Annotated in this window: 30 protein-coding genes and 4 tRNA genes; 1 reads left to right on the forward strand and 33 read right to left on the reverse strand. The window is 36.7% G+C overall.

All coding sequences use genetic code 11. The annotated features are described in order from the left end of the window. Positions 1–126: 126 nt before the first annotated feature. The 7 genes from WCQ00_00220 to WCQ00_00250 form a co-directional block, all read right to left on the reverse strand. Positions 127–546: a type II toxin-antitoxin system PemK/MazF family toxin gene (locus WCQ00_00220; protein MEI6041986.1), complete on the reverse strand. Its 420-nt coding sequence runs from the start codon at positions 544–546 to the stop codon at positions 127–129. Between the two features lie 84 nt (positions 547–630). Next, a tRNA-Thr gene (locus tag WCQ00_00225) sits at positions 631–706 on the reverse strand. A gap of 65 nt (positions 707–771) precedes the next feature. Then, positions 772–1,632, reverse strand: coding sequence for an aminotransferase class IV (locus WCQ00_00230; protein MEI6041987.1), 861 nt, complete (start codon positions 1,630–1,632; stop codon positions 772–774). A 94-nt stretch (positions 1,633–1,726) separates the two neighbouring features. After that, positions 1,727–1,798: transfer RNA gene (locus WCQ00_00235), tRNA-Thr, on the reverse strand. A gap of 51 nt (positions 1,799–1,849) precedes the next feature. Continuing rightward, positions 1,850–2,563 carry a TMEM175 family protein gene (locus WCQ00_00240; protein ID MEI6041988.1) on the reverse strand — a complete coding sequence of 238 codons (714 nt, stop codon included), beginning with the start codon at positions 2,561–2,563 and terminating at the stop codon, positions 1,850–1,852. A gap of 124 nt (positions 2,564–2,687) precedes the next feature. Then, complete coding sequence (locus tag WCQ00_00245) at positions 2,688–3,434, reverse strand: class I SAM-dependent methyltransferase (protein MEI6041989.1); 747 nt, start codon at positions 3,432–3,434, stop codon at positions 2,688–2,690. 56 nt (positions 3,435–3,490) lie between these two features. Next, positions 3,491–4,960, reverse strand: a complete 1,470-nt coding sequence (locus tag WCQ00_00250) for a divalent metal cation transporter (GenBank protein ID MEI6041990.1) — start codon at positions 4,958–4,960, stop codon at positions 3,491–3,493. A 150-nt stretch (positions 4,961–5,110) separates the two neighbouring features. Between WCQ00_00250 and WCQ00_00255 the strand changes: the two genes are divergently transcribed. Further along, the gene (locus tag WCQ00_00255) at positions 5,111–6,004 is read left to right on the forward strand and encodes a hypothetical protein (GenBank protein MEI6041991.1); all 894 of its coding nucleotides are present in this window, start codon (positions 5,111–5,113) and stop codon (positions 6,002–6,004) included. A gap of 52 nt (positions 6,005–6,056) precedes the next feature. On the opposite strand, the gene WCQ00_00260 is transcribed toward WCQ00_00255, so the two are convergent. The 26 genes from WCQ00_00260 to WCQ00_00385 form a co-directional block, all read right to left on the reverse strand. Then, positions 6,057–6,671: an HD domain-containing protein gene (locus tag WCQ00_00260; protein ID MEI6041992.1), complete on the reverse strand. Its 615-nt coding sequence runs from the start codon at positions 6,669–6,671 to the stop codon at positions 6,057–6,059. A 183-nt stretch (positions 6,672–6,854) separates the two neighbouring features. Continuing rightward, positions 6,855–7,154 (reverse strand): hypothetical protein, encoded by a 300-nt coding sequence (locus tag WCQ00_00265; GenBank protein MEI6041993.1) that lies wholly within the window; start codon positions 7,152–7,154, stop codon positions 6,855–6,857. A gap of 94 nt (positions 7,155–7,248) precedes the next feature. Beyond that, entirely contained in the window at positions 7,249–7,662 is a 414-nt protein-coding gene (locus WCQ00_00270; protein MEI6041994.1) for a hypothetical protein, read from the reverse strand. Positions 7,663–7,832: 170 nt separating this feature from the next. Continuing rightward, positions 7,833–7,904: transfer RNA gene (locus WCQ00_00275), tRNA-Asp, on the reverse strand. Beyond that, on the reverse strand, positions 7,895–8,503 hold the full coding sequence (locus WCQ00_00280) for an LAGLIDADG family homing endonuclease (GenBank protein MEI6041995.1): 609 nt from the start codon (positions 8,501–8,503) through the stop codon (positions 7,895–7,897). Before WCQ00_00280 ends, WCQ00_00275 begins: the two co-directional genes overlap by 10 nt. A gap of 108 nt (positions 8,504–8,611) precedes the next feature. After that, positions 8,612–8,685 (reverse strand) — tRNA-Met (locus WCQ00_00285). A 306-nt stretch (positions 8,686–8,991) separates the two neighbouring features. Beyond that, the gene (locus tag WCQ00_00290) at positions 8,992–9,774 is read right to left on the reverse strand and encodes a hypothetical protein (GenBank protein MEI6041996.1); all 783 of its coding nucleotides are present in this window, start codon (positions 9,772–9,774) and stop codon (positions 8,992–8,994) included. Positions 9,775–9,895: 121 nt separating this feature from the next. Continuing rightward, the gene (locus WCQ00_00295; protein ID MEI6041997.1) at positions 9,896–11,185 is read right to left on the reverse strand and encodes a type II secretion system protein; all 1,290 of its coding nucleotides are present in this window, start codon (positions 11,183–11,185) and stop codon (positions 9,896–9,898) included. 65 nt (positions 11,186–11,250) lie between these two features. After that, the gene (gene gatA / locus WCQ00_00300; protein MEI6041998.1) at positions 11,251–12,756 is read right to left on the reverse strand and encodes an Asp-tRNA(Asn)/Glu-tRNA(Gln) amidotransferase subunit GatA; all 1,506 of its coding nucleotides are present in this window, start codon (positions 12,754–12,756) and stop codon (positions 11,251–11,253) included. A 44-nt stretch (positions 12,757–12,800) separates the two neighbouring features. Beyond that, positions 12,801–13,109, reverse strand: a complete 309-nt coding sequence (gene gatC / locus WCQ00_00305; protein MEI6041999.1) for an Asp-tRNA(Asn)/Glu-tRNA(Gln) amidotransferase subunit GatC — start codon at positions 13,107–13,109, stop codon at positions 12,801–12,803. A 105-nt stretch (positions 13,110–13,214) separates the two neighbouring features. After that, the gene (locus WCQ00_00310; protein MEI6042000.1) at positions 13,215–13,472 is read right to left on the reverse strand and encodes a type II toxin-antitoxin system mRNA interferase toxin, RelE/StbE family; all 258 of its coding nucleotides are present in this window, start codon (positions 13,470–13,472) and stop codon (positions 13,215–13,217) included. A gap of 28 nt (positions 13,473–13,500) precedes the next feature. Further along, positions 13,501–13,770, reverse strand: a complete 270-nt coding sequence (locus tag WCQ00_00315; GenBank protein MEI6042001.1) for a DUF6364 family protein — start codon at positions 13,768–13,770, stop codon at positions 13,501–13,503. 44 nt (positions 13,771–13,814) lie between these two features. Next, on the reverse strand, positions 13,815–15,953 hold the full coding sequence (gene ligA / locus WCQ00_00320) for an NAD-dependent DNA ligase LigA (protein MEI6042002.1): 2,139 nt from the start codon (positions 15,951–15,953) through the stop codon (positions 13,815–13,817). An 82-nt stretch (positions 15,954–16,035) separates the two neighbouring features. Then, positions 16,036–16,668: a pilus assembly PilX N-terminal domain-containing protein gene (locus WCQ00_00325; GenBank protein ID MEI6042003.1), complete on the reverse strand. Its 633-nt coding sequence runs from the start codon at positions 16,666–16,668 to the stop codon at positions 16,036–16,038. Positions 16,669–16,689: 21 nt separating this feature from the next. Further along, entirely contained in the window at positions 16,690–17,349 is a 660-nt protein-coding gene (locus WCQ00_00330) for a hypothetical protein (GenBank protein MEI6042004.1), read from the reverse strand. 5 nt (positions 17,350–17,354) lie between these two features. Then, entirely contained in the window at positions 17,355–17,996 is a 642-nt protein-coding gene (locus WCQ00_00335; GenBank protein ID MEI6042005.1) for a type II secretion system protein, read from the reverse strand. A 42-nt stretch (positions 17,997–18,038) separates the two neighbouring features. Further along, positions 18,039–18,740, reverse strand: coding sequence for a prepilin-type N-terminal cleavage/methylation domain-containing protein (locus tag WCQ00_00340; protein MEI6042006.1), 702 nt, complete (start codon positions 18,738–18,740; stop codon positions 18,039–18,041). Positions 18,741–18,781: 41 nt separating this feature from the next. Further along, on the reverse strand, positions 18,782–19,786 hold the full coding sequence (locus WCQ00_00345; protein ID MEI6042007.1) for a prepilin peptidase: 1,005 nt from the start codon (positions 19,784–19,786) through the stop codon (positions 18,782–18,784). A gap of 33 nt (positions 19,787–19,819) precedes the next feature. Beyond that, positions 19,820–20,245 (reverse strand): type II secretion system protein, encoded by a 426-nt coding sequence (locus WCQ00_00350; GenBank protein MEI6042008.1) that lies wholly within the window; start codon positions 20,243–20,245, stop codon positions 19,820–19,822. Positions 20,246–20,451: 206 nt separating this feature from the next. Continuing rightward, the gene (locus tag WCQ00_00355; protein MEI6042009.1) at positions 20,452–21,663 is read right to left on the reverse strand and encodes a type II secretion system F family protein; all 1,212 of its coding nucleotides are present in this window, start codon (positions 21,661–21,663) and stop codon (positions 20,452–20,454) included. A gap of 20 nt (positions 21,664–21,683) precedes the next feature. Further along, on the reverse strand, positions 21,684–22,745 hold the full coding sequence (locus WCQ00_00360; GenBank protein ID MEI6042010.1) for a PilT/PilU family type 4a pilus ATPase: 1,062 nt from the start codon (positions 22,743–22,745) through the stop codon (positions 21,684–21,686). A 24-nt stretch (positions 22,746–22,769) separates the two neighbouring features. Next, the gene (locus tag WCQ00_00365) at positions 22,770–23,186 is read right to left on the reverse strand and encodes a response regulator (protein MEI6042011.1); all 417 of its coding nucleotides are present in this window, start codon (positions 23,184–23,186) and stop codon (positions 22,770–22,772) included. A 91-nt stretch (positions 23,187–23,277) separates the two neighbouring features. Beyond that, positions 23,278–25,005, reverse strand: coding sequence for a GspE/PulE family protein (locus tag WCQ00_00370; GenBank protein ID MEI6042012.1), 1,728 nt, complete (start codon positions 25,003–25,005; stop codon positions 23,278–23,280). Positions 25,006–25,015: 10 nt separating this feature from the next. Beyond that, complete coding sequence (locus tag WCQ00_00375) at positions 25,016–25,558, reverse strand: hypothetical protein (protein MEI6042013.1); 543 nt, start codon at positions 25,556–25,558, stop codon at positions 25,016–25,018. A 4-nt stretch (positions 25,559–25,562) separates the two neighbouring features. After that, on the reverse strand, positions 25,563–26,120 hold the full coding sequence (locus tag WCQ00_00380) for a hypothetical protein (GenBank protein MEI6042014.1): 558 nt from the start codon (positions 26,118–26,120) through the stop codon (positions 25,563–25,565). A 1-nt stretch (position 26,121) separates the two neighbouring features. Then, positions 26,122–26,793: a hypothetical protein gene (locus tag WCQ00_00385; GenBank protein ID MEI6042015.1), complete on the reverse strand. Its 672-nt coding sequence runs from the start codon at positions 26,791–26,793 to the stop codon at positions 26,122–26,124. Between the last annotated feature and the right edge of the window lie 67 nt (positions 26,794–26,860).

The raw sequence follows: 26,860 nt of genomic DNA on the forward strand, positions 1-26,860 counted from the left end.
ATAAATTTGGGTTTTCTTTATCTTTCCCTTGGTAATTCGAAACCCCGCCAGATAAACAAAAATTTGACAAGCCAAAATTATTTGATAAACTAAAAGTACAAATGGGGTATCCCAACCGCCCGAGCCTTAAAACCGCTCGGGCTTAAGGTTTGATTTTATTTTAATCAGATCTTTTATAGACCTCTGTATCATTGCGAAATCTTTGTCTGACAAATATCCGATATGAGTGTCTAGCCTTTTTGTATCCAAAACCCTAAGTTGAGAGATTATAACAGACTGCTCAGTATTTTTCAGTAAGACCTTCACATAATAGATATTGTCTTTATTTTTAGTACTCATTGGTATTCCCCAAAAAATGTTATTATTGAATTTTTTGAATACCAAAACAGGCCTTCGAAATATATACCCTTTTCCGTTTTCTTCATCCCCAACATTCTCCCCCAGTGCGCACCATCGAACCTCACCTTCTTTAATATAGATTCCCTTCCTTTCTTTTTTATCCAAATTAATTTTCACATATATCCAATCAATAAATATTTTTAGCATTTAGAAATGTTATCAAAATGCAAGTGTGATTTTCATTAACAAATTATAAAGAAATTCCAAATTTTTTATAAACATACGTGAAATTGGAGCCAATGGACGGGATCGAACCGTCGGCCTGCACGTTACGAATGTGCCGCTCTACCAACTGAGCTACATCGGCTTAAATAAGTCACTCACTATCTCACTTTTCCACACAGCATATTAACACTCACATACAATACTACTCTATCCCTTTTTTACCAGTTTTGAAAACAGGTCCATTATTACCTTAGTATTTTTGCCGACAACTCCATCACCAACCTTATCTTTATCAACCATAACAATTGGAACGATATCTTTATAAGAGGAGGTTAGAAAAATTTCATCTGCCTTCTTCATCTCTTCTATTGTGACGTCTCTTTCCTCAATCTTAAAATGCTTTTTTGCAATATCAAGCACGGCCATTCTGGTTATACCGAATAGAACATTATCTTTTGGAGTAACAAGTGTATCACCGAAGAACATAAAAATATTACTTGTTGAACACTCAAGAATTTTTCCCTTATCGGTGAATAGTATCTCTATTGCTTTTTCTTTCTTACGCTTAACCTGTAAACTAACTGTGGTTATGTAATGAGTACTTTTTACATCAGGCATAAAACGTTGATGTTCTTCTACAATAATCTTTCCACCTTTTATATATAAGTCTTCAGGAAGTGGAGTCCATTTTTCTGCTATTACAAAAAAAGTAGGTGTGTTTACATTGAATTCTATTCCCCTAATTGCGTCACCCCCTGTTAAAATCATTTTTAAATTAGTTCTTTCAAACCCATTCTTTTTTATAAGCGTCTTTAGAATTTGCTCTATCTCAACATCTGTAGATGGTATTTGTAGTCCGAGTTTTTTTGCAGATCTTTTAAATCTAGCCAAATGTTGTTTAAGGTAAAAAGGTTTATCGCCGTAAGCTGTAATTCCTTCATATATTGCATACCCTCTCAAAAGTCCAATATCGTAACAACTCACGTAAAGTTTATCAGCTCTCTCTATCTTTCCATTTATATAGCAATAAGGCTTAATGCTTGGCTTACCCGTTTTTTCTGATGTCATAAGTTAAATATACCAAATATGGTCTAGGGTTACAAACTATATACGAGTTCTTAGATACATTTAACATAACAGGACACAGGTTCAATACTAATTGAGCCGACAGTGAGAATCGAACTCACGATCTCTTCCTTACCAAGGAAGTGCTTTACCACTAAGCTATAACGGCTTTGATACCAAATGAGTAACAACCAGAACCCCGATGGACTCTGACTATACCCTACTCATCAATCTCCTGCTCCTCTTCAGTCTCAATATGATGATTACTTGGAATAATATCATCATCGTCAGAAAATGCACGGTCGAGCCATGCGTGCATGATATTCGAGCTTGCTGGCACAAGATTGAATAGAATTGCTAAAATAAAGAGTACTTTGGCCACCAGGGGACTCCAGAAACAGACGATGATTGCAAGAATAGCTGTTGCAACAGGAAACAGAATTCTAATATAACCACTTCTTCTATCGATTTTTGTTATATCAACAGTGTCGATTTCCGGATCCTTTTCAATATGCCTCCTCATTAAATATAAGCTCAATCCTATCAAAATAACATTTATCGCATAAACAATTACAGCTATTTTACTATCTGGATATCTTCCAAGTAAGGTTGTTGAAAAAGGGACTAGGATAATTAATAGGAAAAATAATGCGTTATAACATGCAAGGTATACGGTTAGAGTTTTGGCGTAAACAGAAGATATATAGTGGTGAGCACGCCAGTATGTAAACAAAAGAGAGAATGACATTATGAAACTTAGAAAGATTGGAAGTAATTCTTTTAGAGAAGTAAGCAGAAGTTGTTCAGATGCTCCATCTGCTAAAATTGGGACCTTAATTTCAAAAGCCAGAAGCGTCATAACAATTGCAAATATACCATCTGCAAGCCCATCTAATCTCTGACGTCGCATATGAATTGGTCTCTTTGTAATCATGTAATTATTTTAGCATGACTTTGGGGTCAGGCACCAGCGTGCCTGACCCCAAATTAAAAATAGCGCAGCCCAATTCTAGGTCACACTATTTTTATGAAGCAAATAATTTGTTCAACCCTTCCCCCTAGTCTCTTTGTCTCTCCATGTAAACAGATATTGTTCTTCTTTTGTAAGCTTTACCGTCTCTTATATGTTTATAAGATTTAATCATCTTATGAATTTTAAAATATGGTGAAAACAATTCTATAATTTCATCATCTGTCCAGACGTGCTCATAAACATCAATTCTAGGATGTATATATGAATTCAACTCCCCCGCTGGATTTTCCTTAATCAATCTTATTGCATGAGCGTCGGCGTCAAGCACAAATGTTTTTAGAAACGCCCAACCATACGGCTTAACAACTCTTGCAATTTCTTTAACATAATTTTTACGCTCTTCATCTCTAAGAAAATGACTTGTCATCATGTCTAGGAACATATCAACAGTTCCGTCCTCTGTAGGTATTGGATCTGATAGGTCCTGAACATAAAATAGAATTCTTTCTGCTTTAGGGATTTTTGCATCTGGATTCACTTTTGTAACACCCTTCTCTTTTGCCATATCCTTTGCTTGTGAAATAGCAGTTCCAGAAATATCTATTCCAATACCCCTCATGTTATATTCAGCACAAAGTGGGACGAGATTTCTACCATTTCCGCACCCCGCATCAACAATTAATCCATTCTTTGGAAAAGGAGGCCACTCTGAGTTTCTGGTCACCCATTTTTCAAAAGTAATTAAATCAGAAGAAGGCTCAGTGGACATTGCTAAATGCTCCCCTGTTTTATATTCCTTATTCCAAAACGCTGCTGAATTTTTTTTAGTCATGATATTTGTTTGTTTGATTTGGGGTCAGGCACCACGGTGCCTGACCCCAAATCAAACTATGAGAACAAAGCATAGATTGTAGCCAAAGCTGTAACACCCATAAACACTACCGTAACCCACCCAACAACATTAGTCAATTTTTTATTTCTATTTTCACCCATCACATCCTTTCTAGAGCTTAATCTAACGATAAAATACAATATTACAGGGGCAACAATACCATTAAGAACGGCAGAGTAGATTAATGCCTTTATAGGGTCTAAACCAATAAAGTTAAGCCCAATACCCACTATTACAGCAAGTGATATAACTCCATAAAAAGCCCTAGCCTCTTTTAGCTTCCTATTCAAACCAAACTTCCATCCAAAACTCTCAGATACAGCATATGCTGCTGAGCCTGCAAGAACTGGCACAGCAAGTAGTCCAACACCAATGATACCTATCGTAAACAGCAAATAAGCAAAATCTCCAGCAAAAGGACGAAGTGCAGCAGCAGCATCAGCAGCAGTGCCAATATTCGTTACACCATGTGAAAATAGAGTTGCAGAACAAACTGCGATAATAAAAAACATCGCAGCATTTGAAATAAACATTCCCATCCAAATATCTACTCTCATTTTTTTAATATCCTCTGGAGTAGAAATTGTCATCAATGGTTCCGTCACAACTGATACAAAAGAAGGGTCAGTTAAAGGAACGGTCTCTAAGGTTTGAACATTCTGATTATTTTGTAAATCTAAAATTCTTTGAGCAAGTTGTTTTTCTTCTATCTCCTGAGAAGTCTGCCAGAAGAATAGATATGGAGAAATTGTTGTTCCTAATATTCCACAAACCAAAAGTATTTGATCTTTTGTAAAATCAAAATGTGGAACAACAGTATAATATAATACCGCTGACCAATCTATTTGAACAAAGAATGCCGTAATAACATATGAAAGTAGCACAAGCGCTAAATATTTTAAATACCTAGCATACTTTCCATAGCTCATAAATATTTGCATCAATAGACCACTCACACCAAAGAAAATAACAGTTGGACCAAAAGGAAAATAAGGAAAAATTAATTGAAGCGCCTTAGTCATTGCACCAAAGTCTGCACCAATATTGAAAATATTTGCAGCAAGCAATAGAAATGTACAAATATAAATAGCAGTTCTTGAATGATACTGTCTTATGTTTGCAGCAAGGCCTTGCCCTGTAATCATACCAATTCTAGCGCACATCTCTTGAACTGTTGCCATTAAAGGAAAGGTAAAAAGAGAAAGCCAAATTAATTTGAAACTATACTGAGCGCCGGTTTGAGAATATGTAGCAATTCCTGATGGATCATCATCAGAAGCACCCGTAGTTAGTCCTGGGCCAAGCATACGCCAAAAGTTTTTTGCTTTCTTTTCAACCACAACAGCTTCATGGCCTGCAGCTCTTACCCCCTCTCCTGCTACATGAATAGTTTTTCCAATTACATGACCAGTTGCATGTAAGGCATCTTTCATTCTATGTACATCATTTTGTTCATCATTATTCACAACAATATTATACACTATTAGATATTTTTTGAACAAGCAGTTATAATACATATGTAGCCTAAAATGAAATTTTTCTGAATATTAGACGTAATAATCATTATGAAGGCTAAAGGTGACAGCTTTCTGTTTTAACTAAACATAAATATAAATATGAATATAAAAAAAATATCATTAGTAACGTCTAGCCTTGCATTAGTTGCAAGTATGATGATAGCCTCTTCATCTTCTGCAGACAGCATTACTAATACTAGACCCCAAGGAATGACGGGTCGAGGCGTGGCGCCTTATGGCGTAAACAAAAACGCAGTAAGACCTGTAGCTATGGGGGCAGTTACATCCATTAATGGATCAACAATTACAATCGCAGGACGTCAGGTATCATTTAGTGAAAGAAGTAGCTCATCAACTCCATCGTCAGCAGTAGTAACCTATACTGTTGATGCAACAAACGCTGTTGTAACTAAAGGAAACGCTTCAAGCACAGTTTCAAGTATTGTAGTTGGAGATAACATTGTTGTTATGGGTACCGTAAGTGGAACAAACATTGTTGCCACAACAATTTTTAATAGTGTAAGAGGTCCGGCAAATGGACAAGGTAAAGAGCTGCAAAACAGCGGTCAAGATAGTAGACAAAACGGTGGACAAAAAACTGGAAATAGAAATCCAAGAAACGGAACCTCAACGCAACCAGGAATTATTGGTAATGGGCAGCCGGTTGTGGCGGGAAAAATTGTCACTATAAATTCAAACTCTATCACAATTACAACCTCTGGTAATCTTACATATACAATCGATGTAGCAAACGCAAAAATTACACTAGGGCAGGCCATCAGTGATATATCAAAACTAACTATTGGAGATATGGTTGTTGTTCAGGGTACAATAAACGGATCATCTGTTACAGCTTCAACAATAATGGATAGAGGAAATTCTAATGGGCCATCCGGAACAGCAACAGGCTCTGCAAACACAAATCCTACTAATGGTGTAAAGGGATTTTTTGGTGGAGTAGGACAATTCTTCATGCACATGTTTGGATTCTAATCTAAATTTTTATCGATTAAATAAAAAAGGACCGCATTCTGCGGTCCTTTTTTTAATTCTTATTCCTATTTACCCACCAAGCATCATCCTTATCACCAAACCACCAATGATCAGATTCTATATTTAATATTTTCTCTGCCAAGTCTTTTGCTTCATCCGTCTTTAGTCTACTTATTGTAGATTTAACCCAAGTCCTTGCTCTCTCATTACCAATATCAATTTGCTCTTTTAGTGAAATTAAAAATTCTAGATTATCTGCATCTTTTGCAAGCTGTGATTCATATGTAGTTCTTTCATGATATTCATGCAACAACTCCCCTATTTTATTTCCAAACGGCAATGAATCAACCAAATCTTTTTCAGCCTTCTCCTCTAGTCTTTCTGTATATTTTTGATGAACATAATTTAAATCAGAAATTCTAGATTCTGTTATGTCGTGGAATTGACACATTTGAACGATTCTTCCAACATCAACTTTTCCATTTATGTGACCTAGGCAAAATCCAATATAAACAACTCTGTTAATATGTTCAGCAACACTTTGTTGTCCGCTGCCCAAAAACGCAGACCAACTACGAGGTGTTTTTGCTAAGATTCCAACTTCATATAAGAAGTCTACTACGGGGTCCACTGAATTCTCTGGAATGTTAGTTATGATGTTTTTCATATAATTAGATACTAGCATATCTGAGCCAAATTTGTGTACTGCTCCAAATTTTTAACTTCTATATTACGCTCCTAACACAGCCCTCATGTTCCAGAATTTTAGCAGAAATAAAAAACCTCTGGGTCACATATAATGTGCCCCAGAGGGTGTTTGAGAATAGAATCATATTGTAATGATTGGTAATCACCAGCCAAACGGGTTAGCGTATGGATTGTAGTATGGTTCCACGTAGTGTCCACGGTAGTAGCCACGGCGGCCATAGCCACCGTACGGAACAGTCGGACGGTTCATGGAATTGTTGAGGACAGCACCCCCTACCGCAGCAGCAGCAACACCCAATGCGGCCATTCCGACAGCATTGCCCATCTTGGCATTAGCTTCAGTTTGGCGAGCGCGCTGTTCGGGAGTACCACTTGGCATGGCGCAGTTTGTGAAAACAAGCGACACCATCGTAACGACAACAGTCAACAGTTTAGTTTTCATTTGTTCTGATTCTGGTTTTGGTTTTCTGACATCAGGAAAGGAGTATTCCTCCGGTCCTCACTAATGCTATTCCTATCATATTTTTTGTCAATGATCATCTATTGTTATGACCGTGTCCACCTTGGTGTTGATTGCCCCCAAAGTTTTGGTGCTGACCATATCCACCTCCTCTTCCTGGCGTGTTGTATACACCACGGTTGTAACTACCGTTGTAACCACTATATCCATGATTACCGCCAACACTGTGACCGTAACCACTTGTATATCCACGATCTCCATAACTTGATCCGTAGTTATGGTTATCGTAACGATTATAGTATCCACCTCCGCGATAATAATTACGATATGGTTCGTACCCATAATACTGGGGACTTTCCACAATCACCTCCTCGACATACCCAGGTGTGTATGCTTGACTGCTATAATCAATCATCGGCACACAACTCGTCAAAAGAAATGCTGGTGGAGCAAGGACAAGTAATGCTGTAAGAAACAATTTTGCATTCATATTCTTTGTGATTCTAGGGTTCTGTATTTTAGTTCAGGGTTCTGATGCAAGGAATCGATAACATCTTCACATCTGTCTTAATGCTATTCTTCTCGTGATTTTTGTCAATGCAGAAAAATAATCACAAAAAAAAGAGCCCTATTGCTAGGACTCTTTTTATTGTTTCTTTGCGCGGCTGATGGGTGCTGACCCCACGGCCTCTCCCGTGACAGGGGAGTGCTCTACCGTTGAGCTACAGCCGCATTTTCATGAATCCTTCGAAAATAAGCTTTTTTCTGTCCAGATAAAGCTTACTCGTCGTATTATACATGATTTTATAAATTTTCAAAGAGTCTCGGGTACTATACTGTAATCTACTATAATTTCCACTTCTAAGGTTAAATAAACTTCCACCGTCCAAACCTAAAGAATTAAGCATATTAAATAGATTATTTAAGAACATTTTACTAGCAGAAGTAAAGGCTACAAACATCACGGATGTTGGTTTTTTTCTTGTTTTATTAGTATGCCCTACCCAGATATTTCCATCCCCATCAAAATACCCTCTAATAAAATCTCCTTCATATTTTTTTGGAATGGTAGGAATATCCATTCTTAATGACTTATTTGGGGTAAGTCCAAGGAGTACAAGGTCATTAAACATTTCTTTGCTTCCAATTTGGACCCTATATACAGACCCCGTTTCTGATTTTATTTCAGATATTTTATGTGGTAATTTCATTACTTCAGCAATAGAAATAAGAAGTTCCCTGTCAGCCGTATAGAAAGAGATAAAATGAGTATTTCTTTTAGTTTTAATTATGTTACCATCTGCAAATAAAAAACCTAAAATATAAGCCATGTTAGGCGACCATTTTTTGAAAAAGTTGTTGTTGTTAATTTTAAATACTGGAGTGGTATTATTATATATTCGAAAAAATTAATGACAATTGCGAACATTAAAAAAGTGTGTCGACGGGAGGGATCGAACCTCCGACCTTGGGCTTATGAGTCCCACGCTCTAACCAACTGAGCTACGTCGACGTACAGACACTATAATACAAAAACACCTAATTTTCAAGCTTTATAGAAGGCTCTATTTTATGCATTTTTTACGATTAATATCTACCCAGCAAAAAAGCCCCTATTAGGAGCTTTTTTTTTTAAATTGTTGCGGAGTCCGGAATTGCACCGGATCTACAAGGTTATGAGCCTCGCGTGCGACTGTAACACTCCCCCGCAATTTGTATCTATATCAAATATGAATACCTTCGTACTATATAACATATTGTAATAAAAGACAATCCTTTTCAGGTTTTAGTCTAAAATACCAAATAGCAATAAGTCAGCCTAGATAAAATAGAATTCAGCAAAAACCTTTCTGTATAAATCTATTGTGTTTTGAGCTTGCTCATGTGACAACTCATATGAAGACCCTTCATGAGCAATGGTGTTTCTAACTTTATGAGCCCTCCATGCCAAATCAAGTGTATTAAAGTCTGAGGACTCAATTGCTTTTAATTTGTCTGCGATAGTGTCTCCATCGTAACCCATTTGATCAAGCATTTCATATAGCAAAATATCAGCTTCAAGAATTGCCATTCTCCAATCTGAAGAATTTGTAGATGCTATGTGACCTAAAATATCTTCCCATTTTTTATTTTCTCCAGATGGATTAAGTACAGGCTTACCGGCAGACAAGTCTGTACCACCTTCAGACACACCTTCTCCAACACCCCCCTGCGATACACCACTCTGTGAACCCGCAGTACTTGAAATACTTGCGATATAACCTTTTGGTAAACTAGTTTTATACAAAGTAACAATTTCCTTTTGCTTATTTTTTAAATAAAAGGACGCAAGAAGGAAAAATAGAATTAAAAAAACAGAGAAAAATATCACCATATTAAATAGTGAATTGAATGAGTCCAGAGCCTGATTTATAAAACCAGTTGAGTCTGTAGTCAACTTTCCTTGTCCGTACCCCAAATTCTCTAAAACTCTTTTCCCGGTTGCAAGATAAATAAGAACAATAAAAGCGACAACTGAAAATATCTTAATTTCCAATGCGAACATATGGTCTGAAGCCCCAGCACTTGCTGGTTTTTTTGCATCTGGTTTTTTATCTGCCATTGTATTGTAATTCTATCATACTAGATGAGCAAAGAGAAAGACTAATTAGAATATGTACAAATTTTCGATTAAATTCCCCACCAACATACAGTATTACTGCCTAAAGTAGAATTAGTTTCCCTTACTGGGGGGTGCTGGTGCCGGTGTCAACACAGGTGTTAGTTACATAGTCAAAATATGTGGTCTCCGTTGCTCCAGCACAGTAAGGTTCAACAGACGTCTTTCTTTGATCAACCGAGGCTGCGCATGTACCATTGGCAGTATTTTCCGTTCCGTCTGTAAGGAACACCAGACCTTCAGGACAAACAGCCTCAGTAGTACAATCCGTATCCGCTGAATCCACATCATTATCCAAATCATTATCTATACCGTCATGACATGTTGTTAAAGTATTTTCAGGACGTGATAGAAAAGGGTGAGCACCCGAGTGCAAAAAACCGGCACAATCTGCATCATAATTATCACTAGCTCCATCACCATCATTATCGATATGATCGTTACAAAGATCTGCTGTATTCTCCTGTGGAGATGGAGAAGTAATGGTATTTACGATTGGAGCAAAGACAGTCTCATAGAAGCTTCCTCCTGAACCATTAGAAATAGCAGGGGCACCATTTGTAATACCAGCAACGGCATCAACGGAGTCGCTTATATTGGTAGATGCCTCTAAACCATCATGTCCTGCAGGGAAGGGTCTCTCAGAAACTTCAGATTCACCAGCTCCAACAGTATACTCCACAACACCATACGTGTACCCATTTTCGTTTTCGCCTCCATTATTCAAAACATCAATAGCCGCAGGACTCGTGTCCCCTAAAATAAAACCAGTTCTCTTGTTTATAATACCACTTGATTCTGACCCACCTCCACTTACTCCAACTTGAGCTGTCAAAATAGAGTAAGTTGCAAACGTTGTGTCAGTTTTAATTGCCTTATAACAAATCCCTGCTGCATCATCATCATATGGGTGAACGGGTACGGCTGGCATGTATTTTTTTGCTACCAATGCCGCCGCCGCATTATCAAAGTTTACACAAAGCTGTGTCGTACTATGTGTGGCTGATGCATCAGCCTTTTTAATAAAAAACGAAAGTTTGTTTGCCCAATTTGCTCTTTGTTCATTGTTGTGTCCAGCCGTTCTCTGCAAACCCAAAACCTTATTTTCCTTTTGATTATTCAGCGCAACGGTAGTTCCATCTGTTGGCGGAAATGTATGTGTATCATTATAATAAAGATCTGCAGCTATTCTAAACTGCCTCAAGTCCTCTGTTATCTTTGTATCATTAGTTTTCATTCTTGTGCTAGCAAGATTATTTAGAACAATTGATGACATTAGTGCGATTATCGCAACAACAACGAGAAGCTCAATTAAAGTGAAAGCTCTTTCTCTATTAGTTTTAGTTTTCATCATACTTATATTATACAGCTTTATCGAAAAAAATCGACAACATAACGCCAAATACAATCAAACAATGACTATCTCACCTCTTCAAACTTCTTTCCTATTGCAAACAAAACGTCTTCTCTACATGACGGTGCCATGAATTGAATACCAAGTGGTAATTTTATTTTTCCCCCATTATTTTCTATAGAATTTACACTTGAAGAATCTTTCTCTTCTGCTTCTACATAACCCGATGGAACAGAAATAGCTGGGATTCCAATTAGGTTTGCAGTAACCGTAAATATATCTTCTAAATACATTTGAACTGGATCACTAGTATTTTGGCCAATTTTAAAAGCTGGACTTGGTGCTGTTGGTGTCAGGATGACATCAACTTCCTCAAATGCTTTTTTGAAATCTTGTGCAATCAAATCTCTGACAATATTGGCCTTGTTATAATACGCATCATGATATCCAGATGAAAGCACATAGGTTCCTAAAATTATTCTTCTTCTAACTTCCTTTCCCAATAATCCCCCTCTGGTATTTAGATAGTCACCAAGTAAATCATCGCCCTCAATTTTTGAACCGTATTTTACAGCATCAAATCTTGCCATGTTCGATGAAACCTCAGCTGGCATCAAAATATAATAAACAGCTAGTGAATATTTTATATGAGGAAGACTAACTTCTTTTATCTCAACCCCTGCTTTTTTAAGTTTTTCTATTGATTCATTTAAATTCTTAAGAACAGCTGGATCAATTCCACCCATATTCATAAGCTCAGGAACAATTCCTATTCTTAATTTATTCAAATCTATTCTTGATGTATTTGCGACTGTATTCTTCACCTCTTCATCTGAAAGTGAGGTTGCGTCATATCTATCCTGTCCTTTTATTACATTAAAAATTTGTTCCGTTTCTTCAACTGTTTTTGCGATTGGTCCGATTACGTCTAGTGACGACCCCATCGCCATTAGTCCATGACGAGAAACTCTTCCATATGTTGGCTTAAGTCCAACTACTCCGCAGTAACTTGCGGGTTGTCTAATTGATCCACCTGTATCTGATCCAAGTGAAACAAGTACGGCGTCCATTGCAACCGAAGCCGCTGATCCACCTGATGAGCCTCCGGCAACACGAGATAAATCATTTGGATTTTTTGTTACCCCATATGCGGAGTTCTCAGTTGAACCTCCCATGGCAAATTCATCCATATTCACTCTTCCGATAAAAATAGCTCCGACTGCTTTTAGTTTTGTGATTACATTTGAATCATAGGCGCTAATATAATTTTCCAGGATTTTCGATGAAGCTCCCGCGTGCTTTCCTTCTGTTAAAATATTGTCCTTGATTGCAAAAGGAATTCCAAGCAGGGCTCTCGCTGAAAGGTCTCCTCCTCCCTTTCTTTCGTCATCAGCTTTTTTTGCTTGTTCAAGTGCGTCTGCAAAAACCTCTCTAAATGCATTTATATCTTTGTCTTTTAAATTTATTTGATCAAGATAAGCTTGCACCAAATCAACACTGGTTAATGTGCCGTTTGCAAACATTTCTTTTACTGATGATATTGTGAGTGATTTTAGATCTATTGTAGTCATATTTTTTGTTGGGGTCAGGCACCATGGTGCCTGACCCCAAATCGTTAGCCGAGAATTTTCTTAACCTCCACCAATCCATCTTGATGCTTTGGAGCAGCCTCTACCAGCTTTTGTGGAACTGGATTAAGCAATTGATCAGCAACATCATCTCTCATTACATTTCTATGAGAAAGATCCGATGGGTTTTTAATTGAAGCGCTTGTAGTATCAGCACCTTCTGTCACCTCTTGTATTTGATCTACATACTTCAGAATATGGCTTATCTCCGTAGCGTATTGCTCAGCCTCTTCATTTGCAACCTTAATACGTGCAAGGCTAGCCAATTTTTGTATATCTTCTGATGTGATTGTCATGTTTGTTATAGTAGCATTATTGGGACGATTTTCAAATGTCGAGGTCTGGTGAGACTTAGGCCTATCTTCATAAAATGTAGTACATTTTATTAAAATTAAACTCTACTAATAAAGTTCGCTATGCGAACCAATTTCGACTAGAATAACCACATCTTTCTGACTTTTATCAAAAATAACTCTAACATCCCCTGTTACATTCAAACTCCATAAATCCTTTAACTTACCAGATAGTCTATGAATATTTAGAGACCTATCACCTGAGTCTTTTATAAAAATTCCTATTCTAGCCCTGAACTCATTTTTAATTCTTTGGTCCTGTTTTTTAAATTGCTTATCAAATTTATTGGTAGTGGTTATTATCATTAGTAAGGTTCATTATGACGACTAGAGATTAAGAATTAAGATGCTTCATTAAATCATTGGTATTATCAAATGGGCCCGAGGTTTTACCTTCTTTATATTCTTTCCTTGCTTCAACAATTAAAGACTCTAAACGTGGTGTTATGGTTGTTGATGTAGAAAATTCAAGCTGACCAGTTCTTGCAAATTGCTTTAGTGTTGCGTTCACTATTGAACTCAAAGACAGCCCTAGATCAAAGGCTCTTTGCTGGGCTTGTACCTTTACATCATTATCTATCTTTAGATTGACCTGTGTTTTCATATACCATAAGTATATACTTATGGTAGCGTGAGTCAAGTCAACTATTATAATCCAGACAGCTTTCTAAACTCCTTTTCATCGATTATTTTAACACCTAATTCCAGTGCTTTCTCATATTTGGATCCCGAGCTTTCGCCCGCCAAAACATAATCCGTTTTGGCGGACACAGAACTATTAACATCACCTCCCAGTGACTTGATTATATCTTTTGCTTCATCGCGGGTCATAGTTGGGAGCGAACCGGTTAGAACAAAGGTTTTACCAATAAAGTTGACAGACTTCTCTTTATCCCCCTTCGATCCATCTCCAGCCTTTACACCCATACTAGCAACTCTGTCTTTTAATGCCTCAAGTGGTGATACAAACTTCTGTACCTCCACATACTCTAATAATCTATTTACTAATTCTAAATTGGCTGCACTTTGAAACCAATCGTAAATAGAATTTGCAACAACATCACCCACTCCCTCCACACTTCTTAAATCATCAACACTTGCCTTCATCAGCTTTTCCAATGTATTAAACTTTCCAGCCACACACTCTGCAGTCTCCTCCCCTACATGAAGAATTGATAATGAAAATATGAATCTAGGCAAACTAATCTTTTTTGAACGTTCAATTCCCTCTATCAAATTATCAGCGGACTTTTCAGCAAATCTTGGAAGTGCAAGAATATCACCACGAGTTAGAGTAAAAATATCGTCAAATGAAGAGATTAAATTATTCTCAACGAATATATCAATTTGACGAGGTCCAAATCCGTCTATATCAAAACACTTTTTAGAAACAAAGTGATACAATTTTCTTCTTTGTTGAACATCAGAATCTTTTGCAATACATCTCCAAGCAGATTGTCCTGGAATTCTTTCTATACTTCCATCTCCCCCACATTCTGGAACATACGTAGGAAATTTATATTTCTTTTCTTTTCCTGTTCGCATTTCCTTCAATACACTTACAATGTCGGGAATAACATCGCCAGCTTTTTGCAGAATTACAGTATCGCCAATTCTAACATCAAGGCGATCAATTTCATCTTCATTATGAAGTGTCGCTCTAGAAACAACAGAACCAGCAACCTCAACTGGAGTTAAATGAGCAACAGGTGTCAAAACACCAGTCCTTCCAACCTGTAATTTAATATCCTCAACAACAGTTGTCACTTGCTCTGCTTGAAACTTAAAGGCGATACCAAATCTTGGCGCTTTTCCAGTGTAGCCAAGAGCTTTTTGATATTTAACTTCATTAACTTTAATCACAACCCCATCAATCCAATAGTCTTCTTTTTTGGAAAGTGTTTGCCATTTCTTCCAGAAACTTATAACTTCATCAATATCCTTGCAATGCTTTGCGTTTTTATTAACCTTGAACCCAAGGTCTGCCAAAAATGCCAACTCGTTTATTTGAGTTTCAGGCTCTAAAATTTTACCTCCTCCCAATTGAGCAAGATCATAAACAAAAACATCCAATTTTCTATCAGCAACAATTTTTGAGTCCAATTGTCTAATTGATCCAGCTGCAACATTTCTTGGATTAGCAAACAAAGGCAATCCCTTATGCTCCTGCTCCTTATTTAATCTTTCAAAATTACTTTTGCTAAGCCACACTTCCCCTTCCGCAATAACAGAAATCGGCTTTCTTAATTTAAGAGGTACGGACTGAATTGTTCTAACATTCATCGTTACATTCTCACCAACTTTTCCATCCCCTCTAGTTGCAGCCTGAATCAAAACGCCGTCAACATATTCCAGAACAACCTTTAATCCATCAATTTTAAGTTCACAGTCATACGTATACTTAATATTAGATTCACCGAGCACTGATGTTAATTGCCTTTCAACACGCGCATCAAAATCTCTCATGTCCTGCTCTGTGAATGCATCATTAAATGACCATTGAGGAACTTTGTGAATGACTTTTTCAAATTGCTTTAGCGGTTTTCCTGCTACTCGTTTCGATGGAGAATCAGCATCAACCAAGTCAGGATACATTGCTTCTAGATTGGATAACTCTCTTTTTAATGAGTCTAAGGCTTCTGCTGAAATTTCCTCCTTATCAAGTACATGATAATTATATCTATGGTGTTCAATAGCAAGAGCGAGCTTTTTCATTCTCTCCCTAATCTCAGCCTTTGTTTGCTCACCACTCTGATTACCACCCTGCTCTTTTTTAGATTGAGTCATAGCAACAGTTTAACACAATTTAAGCACGGGGTCAGTCACGACGGCACTCAAACACCCAATAGTCATACATAGTCCTAAATCATTAGTATTGTACATCCAGACCTCTTTCTACCGTTCTTGGATTTGCAGTATTACAACCTATTTTATCGGCTGTTACACCAGAATTATATCCTCTAGAAATAATTCTGGTGTAGGGTACGTTTTCTGTATTACCCAAATCATCTGTTGCACTATTATAACCTTTAGCAATCACGACTTTTGCACAAGACGGATATCCATCGGTATTATTTGAATAATCAATAATTAAAGTTGAGGTTGCTGCATCAAAAGACACCATTTTTGATGCATATATTTTACCAGCTCCGCAACGAATAGTTGCATTTTCGGTGGGTATAGGTATAGGTGTAGGTGTAGCTGCGACAACAGTAGAAGATGCAGAAAATGGACCATCATCCAAAACATTTGTTCCATCAGCATTTTTTACATCCCAAAACTGTACACATTCAGAGCCAGAGTCAGCTGCATAAAAAGCAATCTGTGAATCTTTTCCTGAGCCTGCAAGAAGTAATTGCTTCAAAATAATATTCCCAATAGAAAAACCAACAGCAAGCAGAAGGCTTGAGACAACCATAGCCACAAAGAGTGTAAAACCAGAAGATCTGCTTTCTCTTGTGCTGTTCTTTTTGTTTTTCATCAGTTTATTTAAATTAATCATATTGTAATTATATTACTTAAATTATAAACCATTTTTAGAAGCCCAGTTTGTAAAATACTCTTTTAAAGTAAGCTTTGATTGACTACTTCCAGTTTTCCAATACATATTCACAACCATAACAATTTCTTGCGGGACTGCCGGTTGAGTACCTGTAGGCATAGGTACTCTTTCAAAATATATCTCTCTTTTAAATATAGAATCTGTTACTACACTCCCTGTTGTTTTACCAAAAATACCATCCCCAATCTTTAAAAAATTATCATTGTATGCATCAAATTGATATCCACCAACACCTATAGTCAAGGATACTGTATTTGTCTTAGTAGTTGCAGCATTAGGAGCCGTCAGTATCATCTTGGTTCCGAATACACCGTCAGCTGTATTATCTCCAAGCCATATTCTTCTATCAGCATATTTCGCATTATCAACGTAAAACCCCGTAATTCCAATGCTCTGAACATCTCTCAAATTCCTTACATATTCAATTGCCTCCTGCGCCAGATAATAAGCGGTCATTTGGTCTCTTGTGTAATACGATGAATGCAAAGCCTGCGCAATAATTCCGAGAGGCCCAATAACAGCAATTGTCAAAATAGAAATTGCGACCAAAGTTTCTACCATAGTTAAGCCTGCGTTACTTCTCACCTTACCAATATTTAATTTTATTTTTTTCAGGAACATATTTATTATTTTGGTAGATTTAGATTTCTTTGAGAAATATATGTCTGCACTGTAAAATCAGAAGTCTGGGTTGGGTTCACATTTGCCGTTCCATTCATCGTAAGAAACACACTCGGTTGACCAGTATAATTTGCAGAGATGGGATTACTCACAACAAATTTTAAATCCTTAATATCAACTTCTGGTGATGTTAATGGATATTGGGAAACGACTTCGGACCCTGTGCGGGTTTCTTTCCATATTCTACCCTTACCGTCTGTCACTTCACGATAATATCTAACACCTCTTTTTTCACCTGTAATTGTGGATACTAGGGAAATAGAGAAGAACGACGTATTGGGAGTACAACCATTATCACCAGATAGATTAGAAGTCGTGGATGCTGAAATAACATTCACAGTACAGGTGTAAGCATATCCTGTTTTAATGTCTCTGACCATACTTTCGACTGCAAAGTTTAAGTTATTAGCTACAGCATTTATTGCTTGAGCTTTTTTGTTACCATCAACGATAGATAAGATTGCTCCAAGACTCAGAGTCATAACCATAGCAAATAAACTAACAGAAACCATAACCTCAATAAGGGTAAAACCTCTTTTTTGATTGGTATTCTTTTCAGTTTTATTTTTATTATTATTTCTAATCATTTTTTTATTATTTACTATTTTTCAATAGAACCTCACATTATTTTACGGAATTGGAGTAGTGGGTGTTGTACAATTAAGTCCTGGATTAGGAACCCCCGGATTCTCAACTCTTATCTGCCCAGTAACTTCAACTACAATAGCTCTACAGTTTGTCCCCTCCGCATTGTTTACAATAATTCTTGCAGGACCCACAGCCTGAGTGACACCAAGACTAGCATCAACAACATAAAAAGTAGCCTCAGGATTTGGTCTTTTAAACATTATAGCTAGTTTTTCACTAGATTGCAGAGACATACAGGCAGGGTCAGTACCATGGGCGACGCAAGCTCCTGTAATTTTATTTCCTCTCTGGTTCTGAATTTGATACATTGATTGAACTTCTGATGGTTGACCATCAGACTCAAGTATGCGGGGCACTTTGTTATCATCAGCGTCACCAAATACAACAACTTGATTTGAAATTCCCATATCAAAATACGCACCATATCCCATATTAAAATTAGGATTGGCAGAGGCTGTTGCTCTCACTCCAATACCATAGGTCTGTGCCTCTCTTACAGAAAGTGCAGTCTCATACGCAAGGTTCGTTATCAAAATACTACTATTCAATCCAGTCTGATTAAATAATGCAGCACCCATAATTACAGCAAAAATACCAAGAACAACAATAAGCTCAATCATAGTAAACCCCCCATTCTTTAGCTTTACAATCTGCTTATTTTTTTTAGAAAAAATTACCTTCATTAGCTATATTGTAACACAACAGAAAACAAGAAAATAGTAAATTATGAATTAAATATCGCAAGAAAATCCATTACAGAAATATTTAAGAAGAATACAATCAACAGTCCAAGTATTAGGAATGGTGCAAACGGTATCTCACTTTGAAATTTAACAGAATACAGTTGCTTGAAATCACTTTGTATTCCCATTCTATTCTTTCTGTTTGCCGTCTTTTTTGATATAAATTTCATCACAGCAACGCCTCCCATTGCAATAAGTGATATTATTGCTCCAATCCAGAAGGCAAAAACAACAGCTGAGAAGCCATATTTAACTCCAAGAAGCCATCCGATTCCTAACCCGAGCTTTGCATCACCAAGTCCCATCCACTTCCCTCCTGAGATAAGCCAAATGAAATAGAATGGAAATGCAACGAAGATTCCAGAAAGTAGCATCATATACCCATCAAAGTTCAGTGGTATGCCAAAAAGAATACTAGAAGTTTCATAATTGAAGCTGAGAAAAATCTGAAGAAATGCTATAGCAGCAAATGCGTATGAGAATTCATCGGGAATAATTTTATGCTTGAAATCATAAACTGTCATCAGAACCAGCAAACACATAATTATTAAAGATACCCCTACAGATACACCAAAAATTAATGGCGACACCTCAAGTATTGCTGCGTTTTTTAAATATACAAACAAAAACAGAACGGCAGTGAAAATCTCTACCAATACATATTGTGGAGATATCTTACTTTTACACGTTCTACATTTTCCTTTTAGGAATATCCAACTGAAAATTGGGAACAGGTCTATTACAGACAATGTTCTTCTGCACGATGGACATTTAGAGCGACCCCCCAACCCCCTCCCTGTATTAAATCTATATAAAACTACATTCAAGAAACTTCCAATAATGGCGCCAAAAATAAAAAAGGCAAATGATAAGAAAATGGTCATGTCTATATAATACATTATTATTGGTGTGCTGGCGATTGGGTAGTTTCCAGCTGTATTTTGTGATTTTAGAACAACAAAAAAACCGAGCCGGAATATCTCCAAACTCGGTTTTTAATTCTCCCAAACTATGTCAAATTAACTTCCACAAACACCCCCCGTAACTGTATTTCCTGTTGTAGAAGCTGATTTTCCAGTACTATCTACACACCAATATGCGCCAGACGTCTTTGCTGCTACAGCCCAAGCTGTAGTTGATGCGGTACAATAAACGGAATTTACTGGTGAAGTTTTTGTCTTAACATCCGTTATAAGAGTTTTTAAGCCTGTATCTGCGATAAAAATACCACCGGTACAGTCAGCAGAACTACTGTAACTTCCAGCTGTCGAATAATACAACTCCGCCTGAGCTCTCATGTTTGAAAGCTCAGATTGGATAGCTGCATCCTGTCCTTTTGTTCTCGCTGTTGTAAGTGAAGCTAACACAACAGATGAAAGAATACCGATGATAGCAATAACTACCAAGAGCTCGATCAATGTGAAACCTTTATTTGAATTTTTCATAAACTATTTTTAAATTTAATTGTTATAACAATGAGACTGGCCGAAAACCGAAACTGATTTTTAACTTGATTTTGATTTCAAAATTACGTGAGTGTCTTAAATAGACATTCACGTATGTTTAATTATATACTATATATACAAATAGGCTATTTTGATGTGTGGATAGGTCATTTGCGTCCATTACTTTTTTCCTTCTTTCCCAATTACTACATAGATGAAGACACGTTGTAAATAGGAATCAAAACTGACGCGAGCAAGAATCCAACACCAAGACCAAGTGCAACAATCATAATAGGTTCAATCAAGTCCACAAGTGTATCAACTGCTTGCATAACCTCTCTTTGATAGAATTTAGCAAGAGTCTTTAGAATTCCACCCACATCTCCCGTCTCCTCTCCAACCTTAACCATCTGTACCATAATTCCTGGAATTTCTTTTTGATAGGGCATCAATGAATCAGACAATGACTTACCACCTCTAACCGCTTCCAATGCGTCATTCAACAAATCTTCATAAACTTTATTGTCCACAACCTTACTTGTAAGTTCAAGTGCTTTAACCATAGGAACACCAGAAATTAGCTGTGTGTTCATGTTATCTGCAATTCTTGAAAGATACAGTTTCTTATACAAACTACTTACATAAGGAATCTCTAATTTAAATTTTGCAAACGAGTCCTTGCCAGCTGGTGTTCTTGCGTAATAAATAAGTAAAATAATTCCTGCAATGAACACCGCCAAAAAGAAGAATCCATATCTCACCATAAAATTACTAAGTCCAATAACAATTTTTGTATAAATAGGAACCTCTTGTCCAGAATCAAGAATAATTGAAGAGATTTTTGGAATAACCACAGTAAGCATCAGAATCATAACGGCAAAGAATGTGAAGATAACAAAGGCTGGATAAATTAAGGCATTCTTAACCTTTGATGAAACTTCATAACTTCTATCAAGATAGTCAGCTAGGTATTCAAATGTCTCATCCAACTTACCAGACTCCTCCCCCGCCTTGATCATGTTTGTATAAAAAGAGGAGAAAACTCTTGGATGCTTTGACAAAGCAGATGACATGGATGTACCACCCTGAATATCTTCTGCAACTTCTGAAAGAATTATTCTAAGATTCTTATTCTCCATTTCCCCCGCTAGCAATCTAAAGATTCTAAGAGCAGAAACCTGCGCAGTAAAGAGTGTAGCCAACTGACGAGACAAAATAACAATATCCTTGTTTGAGATACCTGTACCAAAAATAGCCAAATCTCTACTTAAAAGACCTTTATCTTCAGCTGGCTTAATTGAGGAAATTGTCAGATTTCTTCTTTGAAGAGAGTTTATGGCAATATCAACATTGATTGCATCAATTGTTCCTTCACTCTCGGCTCCACCTTCTCCTATTGCTTTGTATTTGAATAACATCTTTTTTAGATTTGTTTAAATTATACCATTCTTTCTAGATTTTTTGGATTCAAAGAATGCTTATATGCAGATTCAATTGAAATTTCCCCACGTCTTACTAGCTCCGCAAGGGACCTATTCATATCAATCATACCATCACCCATTCCCGTTTCAATTACGGTATTTATTTCATATGATCTTTTCTCTCTAATTAAGTTTGCTGTTGCGTTGTTTGCAATCATAAGCTCAAAGGCAGGAACCATTCCACCTGAAATTTTTGGAATTAATCTTTGTGAAAATATTCCGGTTAAGGATGATGCCAGCTGTGTTCTAATTTGATCCTGTTGTTCAGGTGGAAATGAATCTATAATTCTATCAATGGTTTGCGATGCATTATTAGTATGAAGTGTTGAAAGAACTAAGTGACCAGTCTCGGCTGCTGTTACCGCAGCTGATATTGTCTCCGTATTCCTCATCTCTCCCAATAGAATAACGTTAACGTCTTGACGCAAAACTGAGGTTAGTGCAGCTTCAAAACTATTTGTATCAACAAAAATCTCTCTTTGGTCAATAATAGATTTCTTTTGTTCATACAAATATTCAATGGGGTTTTCAATTGTGATAATATGTTCTGCTCTTTCTTGATTAATAAGTTCAACCATAGACGCCAGGGTTGTTGACTTGCCTTGTCCAACTGGACCAACTACCAAAAAGAAACCTTGCTTCATTCTGGCAAAGCTTTCCAGAATTTCTGGTAACCCTAACTCCTTAAGTGTCTTTATTTTATTTTGAATAAGTCTAAGTGCAATAGTATGAGCACTTCTTTGTATATACGCATTACCTCTAAATCTTGACACTTCATTAAACTGATACGAGAAGTCCAACTCTTTATTGTCTAAAAATCTTTTACGAGAAGCTTCATCTATCATTAAATTTAACAAGGAATCAATATCATCATGTGTAAGAAGTGGTTTTTTAACTAATGGAATTAAAACCCCATTAACTCTAACTGTTGGATGTCTACCCTCAGACAAGTGTAAATCAGACGCCCCCTCTAGGGTAACTGTTGATAAAAGGTCTTTTAATTCTTGTTCGTAATTCATATTTTTTATTTTAATAGTTTAAAATTATATAGAAACACCTACCCTTCTATCTTTTGTTCTCTCTAAAAGAGCAAAAACTTCTGTGACAATTTCTGATGGAATAGATGTTGCCTTAACAATATAACCATCAACACCAAGACTTTTGGCCTTCTCAATATCAGATGGCTGTCCTTGATTACTAAGCATCATAATAGCAGCTCTCTTTGCTAGGCCGTCCACCCTGATTGCGTTCAACGCCTCTATGCCATCCATTACAGGCATTACAACATCCAGAAGAATGACATCAGGTTCGTATCCATCCTTTAGTTTGGTAACAGCAACCAAACCATTGCCAGCTAAAGTAACATCAAATCTATTATTGGTAAATTTTATTGAATACATATTCAATAAAAACTTATCATCATCCACAATCATTACTTTAAATGGTATATCTCCGTTCATGTTTTTATTATATCACAAAACAATTACAAAAAAATGTAGATAGTAACATTCCAACATAAAAAAAACACTTCTCTCTACGCAATAGATCTTACTAAACTTTACTGATTTCTTCCATCGGAATAACTTTATTTAAAGCCTTGATTGTAGCATCCTCTTTCATTAAAATCATACCTTGAGTTCTTGCATATTTTGTAATTGCAATTTCAGTTGGCTCTTTTAGAATAATTTCCTGCATTGTTTTATCCACCTCAAACATTTCAGTTACAGCGATTCTTCCTTTTGTTCCACGTGGACAATCTGGAGTGGGACTAATTTTATAGACGTCCTTCATTTCAGGAATAACCCCTCTAAATTCTGTTGGGATTTCTTCAAGGAATTTGTCAAAAATTGTCTTAATACTTCCTTCTACTGGAATTGTCGTAACAGCAGATTCATATGACTTACCAACAAGACGCTGTGCCATTCCCAAAATCAACGTAGGAGCAATAAGATAAGGGTCAATTCCCATGTCCACAAGTCTAGGGATAATACCAACAGCTGAGTTGGTGTGAATTGTTGATAGCACCAAGTGACCAGTAAGAGCGGCTTGAATAGCCAACTCCGCCGTCTCCTTATCTCTAATCTCTCCAACCATTATAATATCTGGGTCCTGGCGAAGAGTAGTACGCAATCCAGTTGCAAAAGTATATCCAATTTCTGGTCTAACCTGAGACTGACTTAATCCCTCAATATTATATTCAACCGGATCCTCAAGTGACAGCACATTGTTTTCTTCCAAATCAAGCTCCTTAACCATAGAATAAAGGGTTGTTGTCTTTCCAGATCCTGTAGGACCAGAAATAAGGATTAACCCATAAGGCTTATCTAATGCCTCTTTAATTAATTTAAGATTTCTCTCTGGAAACCCTAACTCATCAAGTTTTTGAACACTTTTTTGTTGATCCAAGATACGCATTTCAACTTTTTCTCCATAATATGTTGGAAATGTAGATACACGAAAGTCAATCTTTCTTCCGTCAATTCTTGCGGAAAAACGGTTATCTTGTGGCTTACGTTTTTCATCGAGCTTAATATTGGAAAGAATTTTAATACGCGCAACAAGAGCGTCGTGAACTTTTGCAGGCAAAACAATACTTGTATATAAAACACCGTCTACTCGGAAACGAACACGAACTCTATCCTTCATTGGTTCAATATGAACGTCAGATACTCCTCCCTCAATTGCATAACGTAAGATTGTTGCAACAATTTTTGTAACTGGCGCGTCTTCAATTATATTAGGTGCTCCCCCAACAGCAGGAGCCTTACCAAGATCACCTCTATCCTTCATCATTTCAACCTCTTCTGCTGAAAATTCAGTCTCTAAATCACCGAGAGCTTTATTAACTTCTCCGGCAATTCCATTATAAGCGGCTAATGCCTGGGTGAAATCATCCTCAGAGATAAGGAAGATTTTAAAAGGCATATTTGTCTTATTTGAAATAAAATTAAGAGCGTCTCTCGCCTCAATATTCTCAGGATCCACAATTCCAACCTCAAGAACTCCATCGGAAATACCAAGTGGAATAATTTTATAGTGATTTGCAGATTCTTCTGGAATATATTTTAAAACATCAAAAGCAATGTCCTTTCCGTCAAGTTCTCTTGTTGGTATTTTAAGATACTCACCTTTTGCTTTTACTATTGCTGTATTACTAATCTGTTTGGCACGCAAAATATCCTCTACAGATTGACCTGTGGTTGTTGCTTCATCTGATATGTATGGGATATCCTCCGCTGATATCACATTTTGCTTTGCTAATACGTCTAAAAAACTCATATTTATTTTATTATTGTGGAAGTGCCACTGGAACAGCTTTCTTTTTAGTAGCGCTTGATGTTGCGGCCGCTGGAGCGCTTGATGTTGCAGTTTTTGGAACGAGCACTGGAGATTTTACAGCGGAGGATGTAGCGGTTGAAGTTCCAGCCGTATTTGTAATATTACCAGATATATCCTGGAAACTACCTGATGATTGTCCGGAATCAGATCCGATTGGTGCAAAAGGATTTGGTCTACCAATTTCTTGGACTTGTATTTCTAGGTGATTATCAACTAACCCTAAAAATATAGGGTCCTTAAAGTAGGCCACTTTTAAATCAACACTTTGTATTGCAAGTAATTGATCAACGAAGCTCTTAGCTAATTCATTATTAGGCACAACAGAACCGGTAGATGCAGCGCCTGTAGTTGATGTATCAACAGAAGTTTTCTGAAGTGTTGAAGAGTCCGTAGTTGGAGCGCCGCTTGTGTAGATAGTATAAGCAATAAAAGCAACAATCAAAACTACGATTATGATGATTAAATATTTAAATTTTTTAAGTGTTTCAATCATGTTTTTATTTTAGCCAATAAGTCTGCAGGGTCACATTAAAATCATATTTATCATTGTCTGCTGCTGTAAAGGAAATTTCTGAAACATCAACTAGACGAAGGTTATCTTCAAGACTTTGTAGAAATAGAATAAACTGATCATATGATGTTGTGACGCCAAAGTTAAGCGCGATTGTTCCATATTTTTTGTTATCAGACCCTATGCTTGGTGAAGCATTCCCTGTAGCTCCAGTCTTAGATGCACCTCCGATAACCTTTGCGCCTCTTATATTTTGAGACAAAACAAGATTGGCGATGTGTTGAATATCGATAATAAGCTTAACGTTTTCTACTCCATCTGGGAGAAACTTATCTAGATTTTTTAATTGAACATCATCAATTTTCTTTCTATCAGATGTCAATTTCTCTCTCTTAACCCTTAACTCCATAGCCTTACCGTTTGCTTCATCTAATTTTTGAAGATCAGCTTGCTTTTGCTGAATTAATGCATAGTTTGGATTTATATAGAAAATAAACGCAGCTACGGCCGAAGCTATAAAAAATATTTGTGCGAGGGTTTTCATATTATTGTCCTGTTACATTAGCTGGTTGAGTAGTGTCGACCGTAGTATCAGATGGAGGAGTCCTCTTGTAAACCTGATTATTTGGATCAGACTTCATCTTGTAATAATTCAAAAGAGTAGGGTCAACTCCAGTTGTGAAAGAGAACACAGCTTTACCAGAAGCAGTTAGGTCAGGGTCACTAAAAATAGTGTTTCTAAAAACATTTCTTAATTTAGGATTAGTAAAAGCACTAGCTTGAAGCGCAACAGCTTCATAACTAACAGCCTCGCCACTCATGGAAATAGAAATTTTATCACCACCAGCGTTTGTATATTTGAAATTTGTGAATCTTGCATTCTTAAGTGTTGTATCCCCTATCACTCCAAATAGTACTGATGGAGCAACGTGTTGTCTCAAAAGAAAATCAGCGGAATTTATTTTATCATTTAAATGAGTAAACTCTTTGATGGTATTTTGATCGAATGAATTTCTGGCCAAATTTAAACTATTGTTTGTTGCTGCAATTTTGCTATCCAATTGATTGCTCCACAAATAGACAGCACCAGATGCCACACCACTTGCAATAAAAATCAAAAAAGAAATCAAGAAGAAAATATTTGAGCCAGCTCTTGACCTAACTGGTTCGTTAACCGGTTGCTTTGGTATAAATGATGATTGGAACTTTGTTTCCATAAGAATTATTTAAATATAGTATACCACTAATTGCAATTTTAATGCATTGTTTTTCAAAAGTTTTCCA

The sequence above is a fragment of the bacterium genome (assembly GCA_037127815.1).
Classification (GTDB): Bacteria; Patescibacteriota; Minisyncoccia; order Phycocordibacterales; family CAIZLB01; genus CAIJKW01.

Excerpts from the sequence above, each read along its gene's own strand:
- WCQ00_00220 (MEI6041986.1), bottom strand. The coding sequence starts at position 546 with ATGCTAAAAATATTTATTGATTGGATATATGTGAAAATTAATTTGGAT.
- WCQ00_00230 (MEI6041987.1), bottom strand. The coding sequence starts at position 1,632 with ATGACATCAGAAAAAACGGGTAAGCCAAGCATTAAGCCTTATTGCTAT.
- WCQ00_00240 (MEI6041988.1), bottom strand. The coding sequence starts at position 2,563 with ATGATTACAAAGAGACCAATTCATATGCGACGTCAGAGATTAGATGGG.
- WCQ00_00245 (MEI6041989.1), bottom strand. The coding sequence starts at position 3,434 with ATGACTAAAAAAAATTCAGCAGCGTTTTGGAATAAGGAATATAAAACA.
- WCQ00_00255 (MEI6041991.1), top strand. The coding sequence starts at position 5,111 with ATGAATATAAAAAAAATATCATTAGTAACGTCTAGCCTTGCATTAGTT.
- WCQ00_00260 (MEI6041992.1), bottom strand. The coding sequence starts at position 6,671 with ATGAAAAACATCATAACTAACATTCCAGAGAATTCAGTGGACCCCGTA.
- WCQ00_00265 (MEI6041993.1), bottom strand. The coding sequence starts at position 7,154 with ATGAAAACTAAACTGTTGACTGTTGTCGTTACGATGGTGTCGCTTGTT.
- WCQ00_00270 (MEI6041994.1), bottom strand. The coding sequence starts at position 7,662 with ATGAATGCAAAATTGTTTCTTACAGCATTACTTGTCCTTGCTCCACCA.
- WCQ00_00280 (MEI6041995.1), bottom strand. The coding sequence starts at position 8,503 with ATGGCTTATATTTTAGGTTTTTTATTTGCAGATGGTAACATAATTAAA.
- WCQ00_00290 (MEI6041996.1), bottom strand. The coding sequence starts at position 9,774 with ATGGCAGATAAAAAACCAGATGCAAAAAAACCAGCAAGTGCTGGGGCT.
- WCQ00_00295 (MEI6041997.1), bottom strand. The coding sequence starts at position 11,185 with ATGATGAAAACTAAAACTAATAGAGAAAGAGCTTTCACTTTAATTGAG.
- gatA (MEI6041998.1), bottom strand. The coding sequence starts at position 12,756 with ATGACTACAATAGATCTAAAATCACTCACAATATCATCAGTAAAAGAA.
- gatC (MEI6041999.1), bottom strand. The coding sequence starts at position 13,109 with ATGACAATCACATCAGAAGATATACAAAAATTGGCTAGCCTTGCACGT.
- WCQ00_00310 (MEI6042000.1), bottom strand. The coding sequence starts at position 13,472 with ATGATAATAACCACTACCAATAAATTTGATAAGCAATTTAAAAAACAG.
- WCQ00_00315 (MEI6042001.1), bottom strand. The coding sequence starts at position 13,770 with ATGAAAACACAGGTCAATCTAAAGATAGATAATGATGTAAAGGTACAA.
- ligA (MEI6042002.1), bottom strand. The coding sequence starts at position 15,953 with ATGACTCAATCTAAAAAAGAGCAGGGTGGTAATCAGAGTGGTGAGCAA.
- WCQ00_00325 (MEI6042003.1), bottom strand. The coding sequence starts at position 16,668 with ATGATTAATTTAAATAAACTGATGAAAAACAAAAAGAACAGCACAAGA.
- WCQ00_00330 (MEI6042004.1), bottom strand. The coding sequence starts at position 17,349 with ATGTTCCTGAAAAAAATAAAATTAAATATTGGTAAGGTGAGAAGTAAC.
- WCQ00_00335 (MEI6042005.1), bottom strand. The coding sequence starts at position 17,996 with ATGATTAGAAATAATAATAAAAATAAAACTGAAAAGAATACCAATCAA.
- WCQ00_00340 (MEI6042006.1), bottom strand. The coding sequence starts at position 18,740 with ATGAAGGTAATTTTTTCTAAAAAAAATAAGCAGATTGTAAAGCTAAAG.
- WCQ00_00350 (MEI6042008.1), bottom strand. The coding sequence starts at position 20,245 with ATGAAAAATTCAAATAAAGGTTTCACATTGATCGAGCTCTTGGTAGTT.
- WCQ00_00355 (MEI6042009.1), bottom strand. The coding sequence starts at position 21,663 with ATGTTATTCAAATACAAAGCAATAGGAGAAGGTGGAGCCGAGAGTGAA.
- WCQ00_00360 (MEI6042010.1), bottom strand. The coding sequence starts at position 22,745 with ATGAATTACGAACAAGAATTAAAAGACCTTTTATCAACAGTTACCCTA.
- WCQ00_00365 (MEI6042011.1), bottom strand. The coding sequence starts at position 23,186 with ATGAACGGAGATATACCATTTAAAGTAATGATTGTGGATGATGATAAG.
- WCQ00_00370 (MEI6042012.1), bottom strand. The coding sequence starts at position 25,005 with ATGAGTTTTTTAGACGTATTAGCAAAGCAAAATGTGATATCAGCGGAG.
- WCQ00_00375 (MEI6042013.1), bottom strand. The coding sequence starts at position 25,558 with ATGATTGAAACACTTAAAAAATTTAAATATTTAATCATCATAATCGTA.
- WCQ00_00380 (MEI6042014.1), bottom strand. The coding sequence starts at position 26,120 with ATGAAAACCCTCGCACAAATATTTTTTATAGCTTCGGCCGTAGCTGCG.
- WCQ00_00385 (MEI6042015.1), bottom strand. The coding sequence starts at position 26,793 with ATGGAAACAAAGTTCCAATCATCATTTATACCAAAGCAACCGGTTAAC.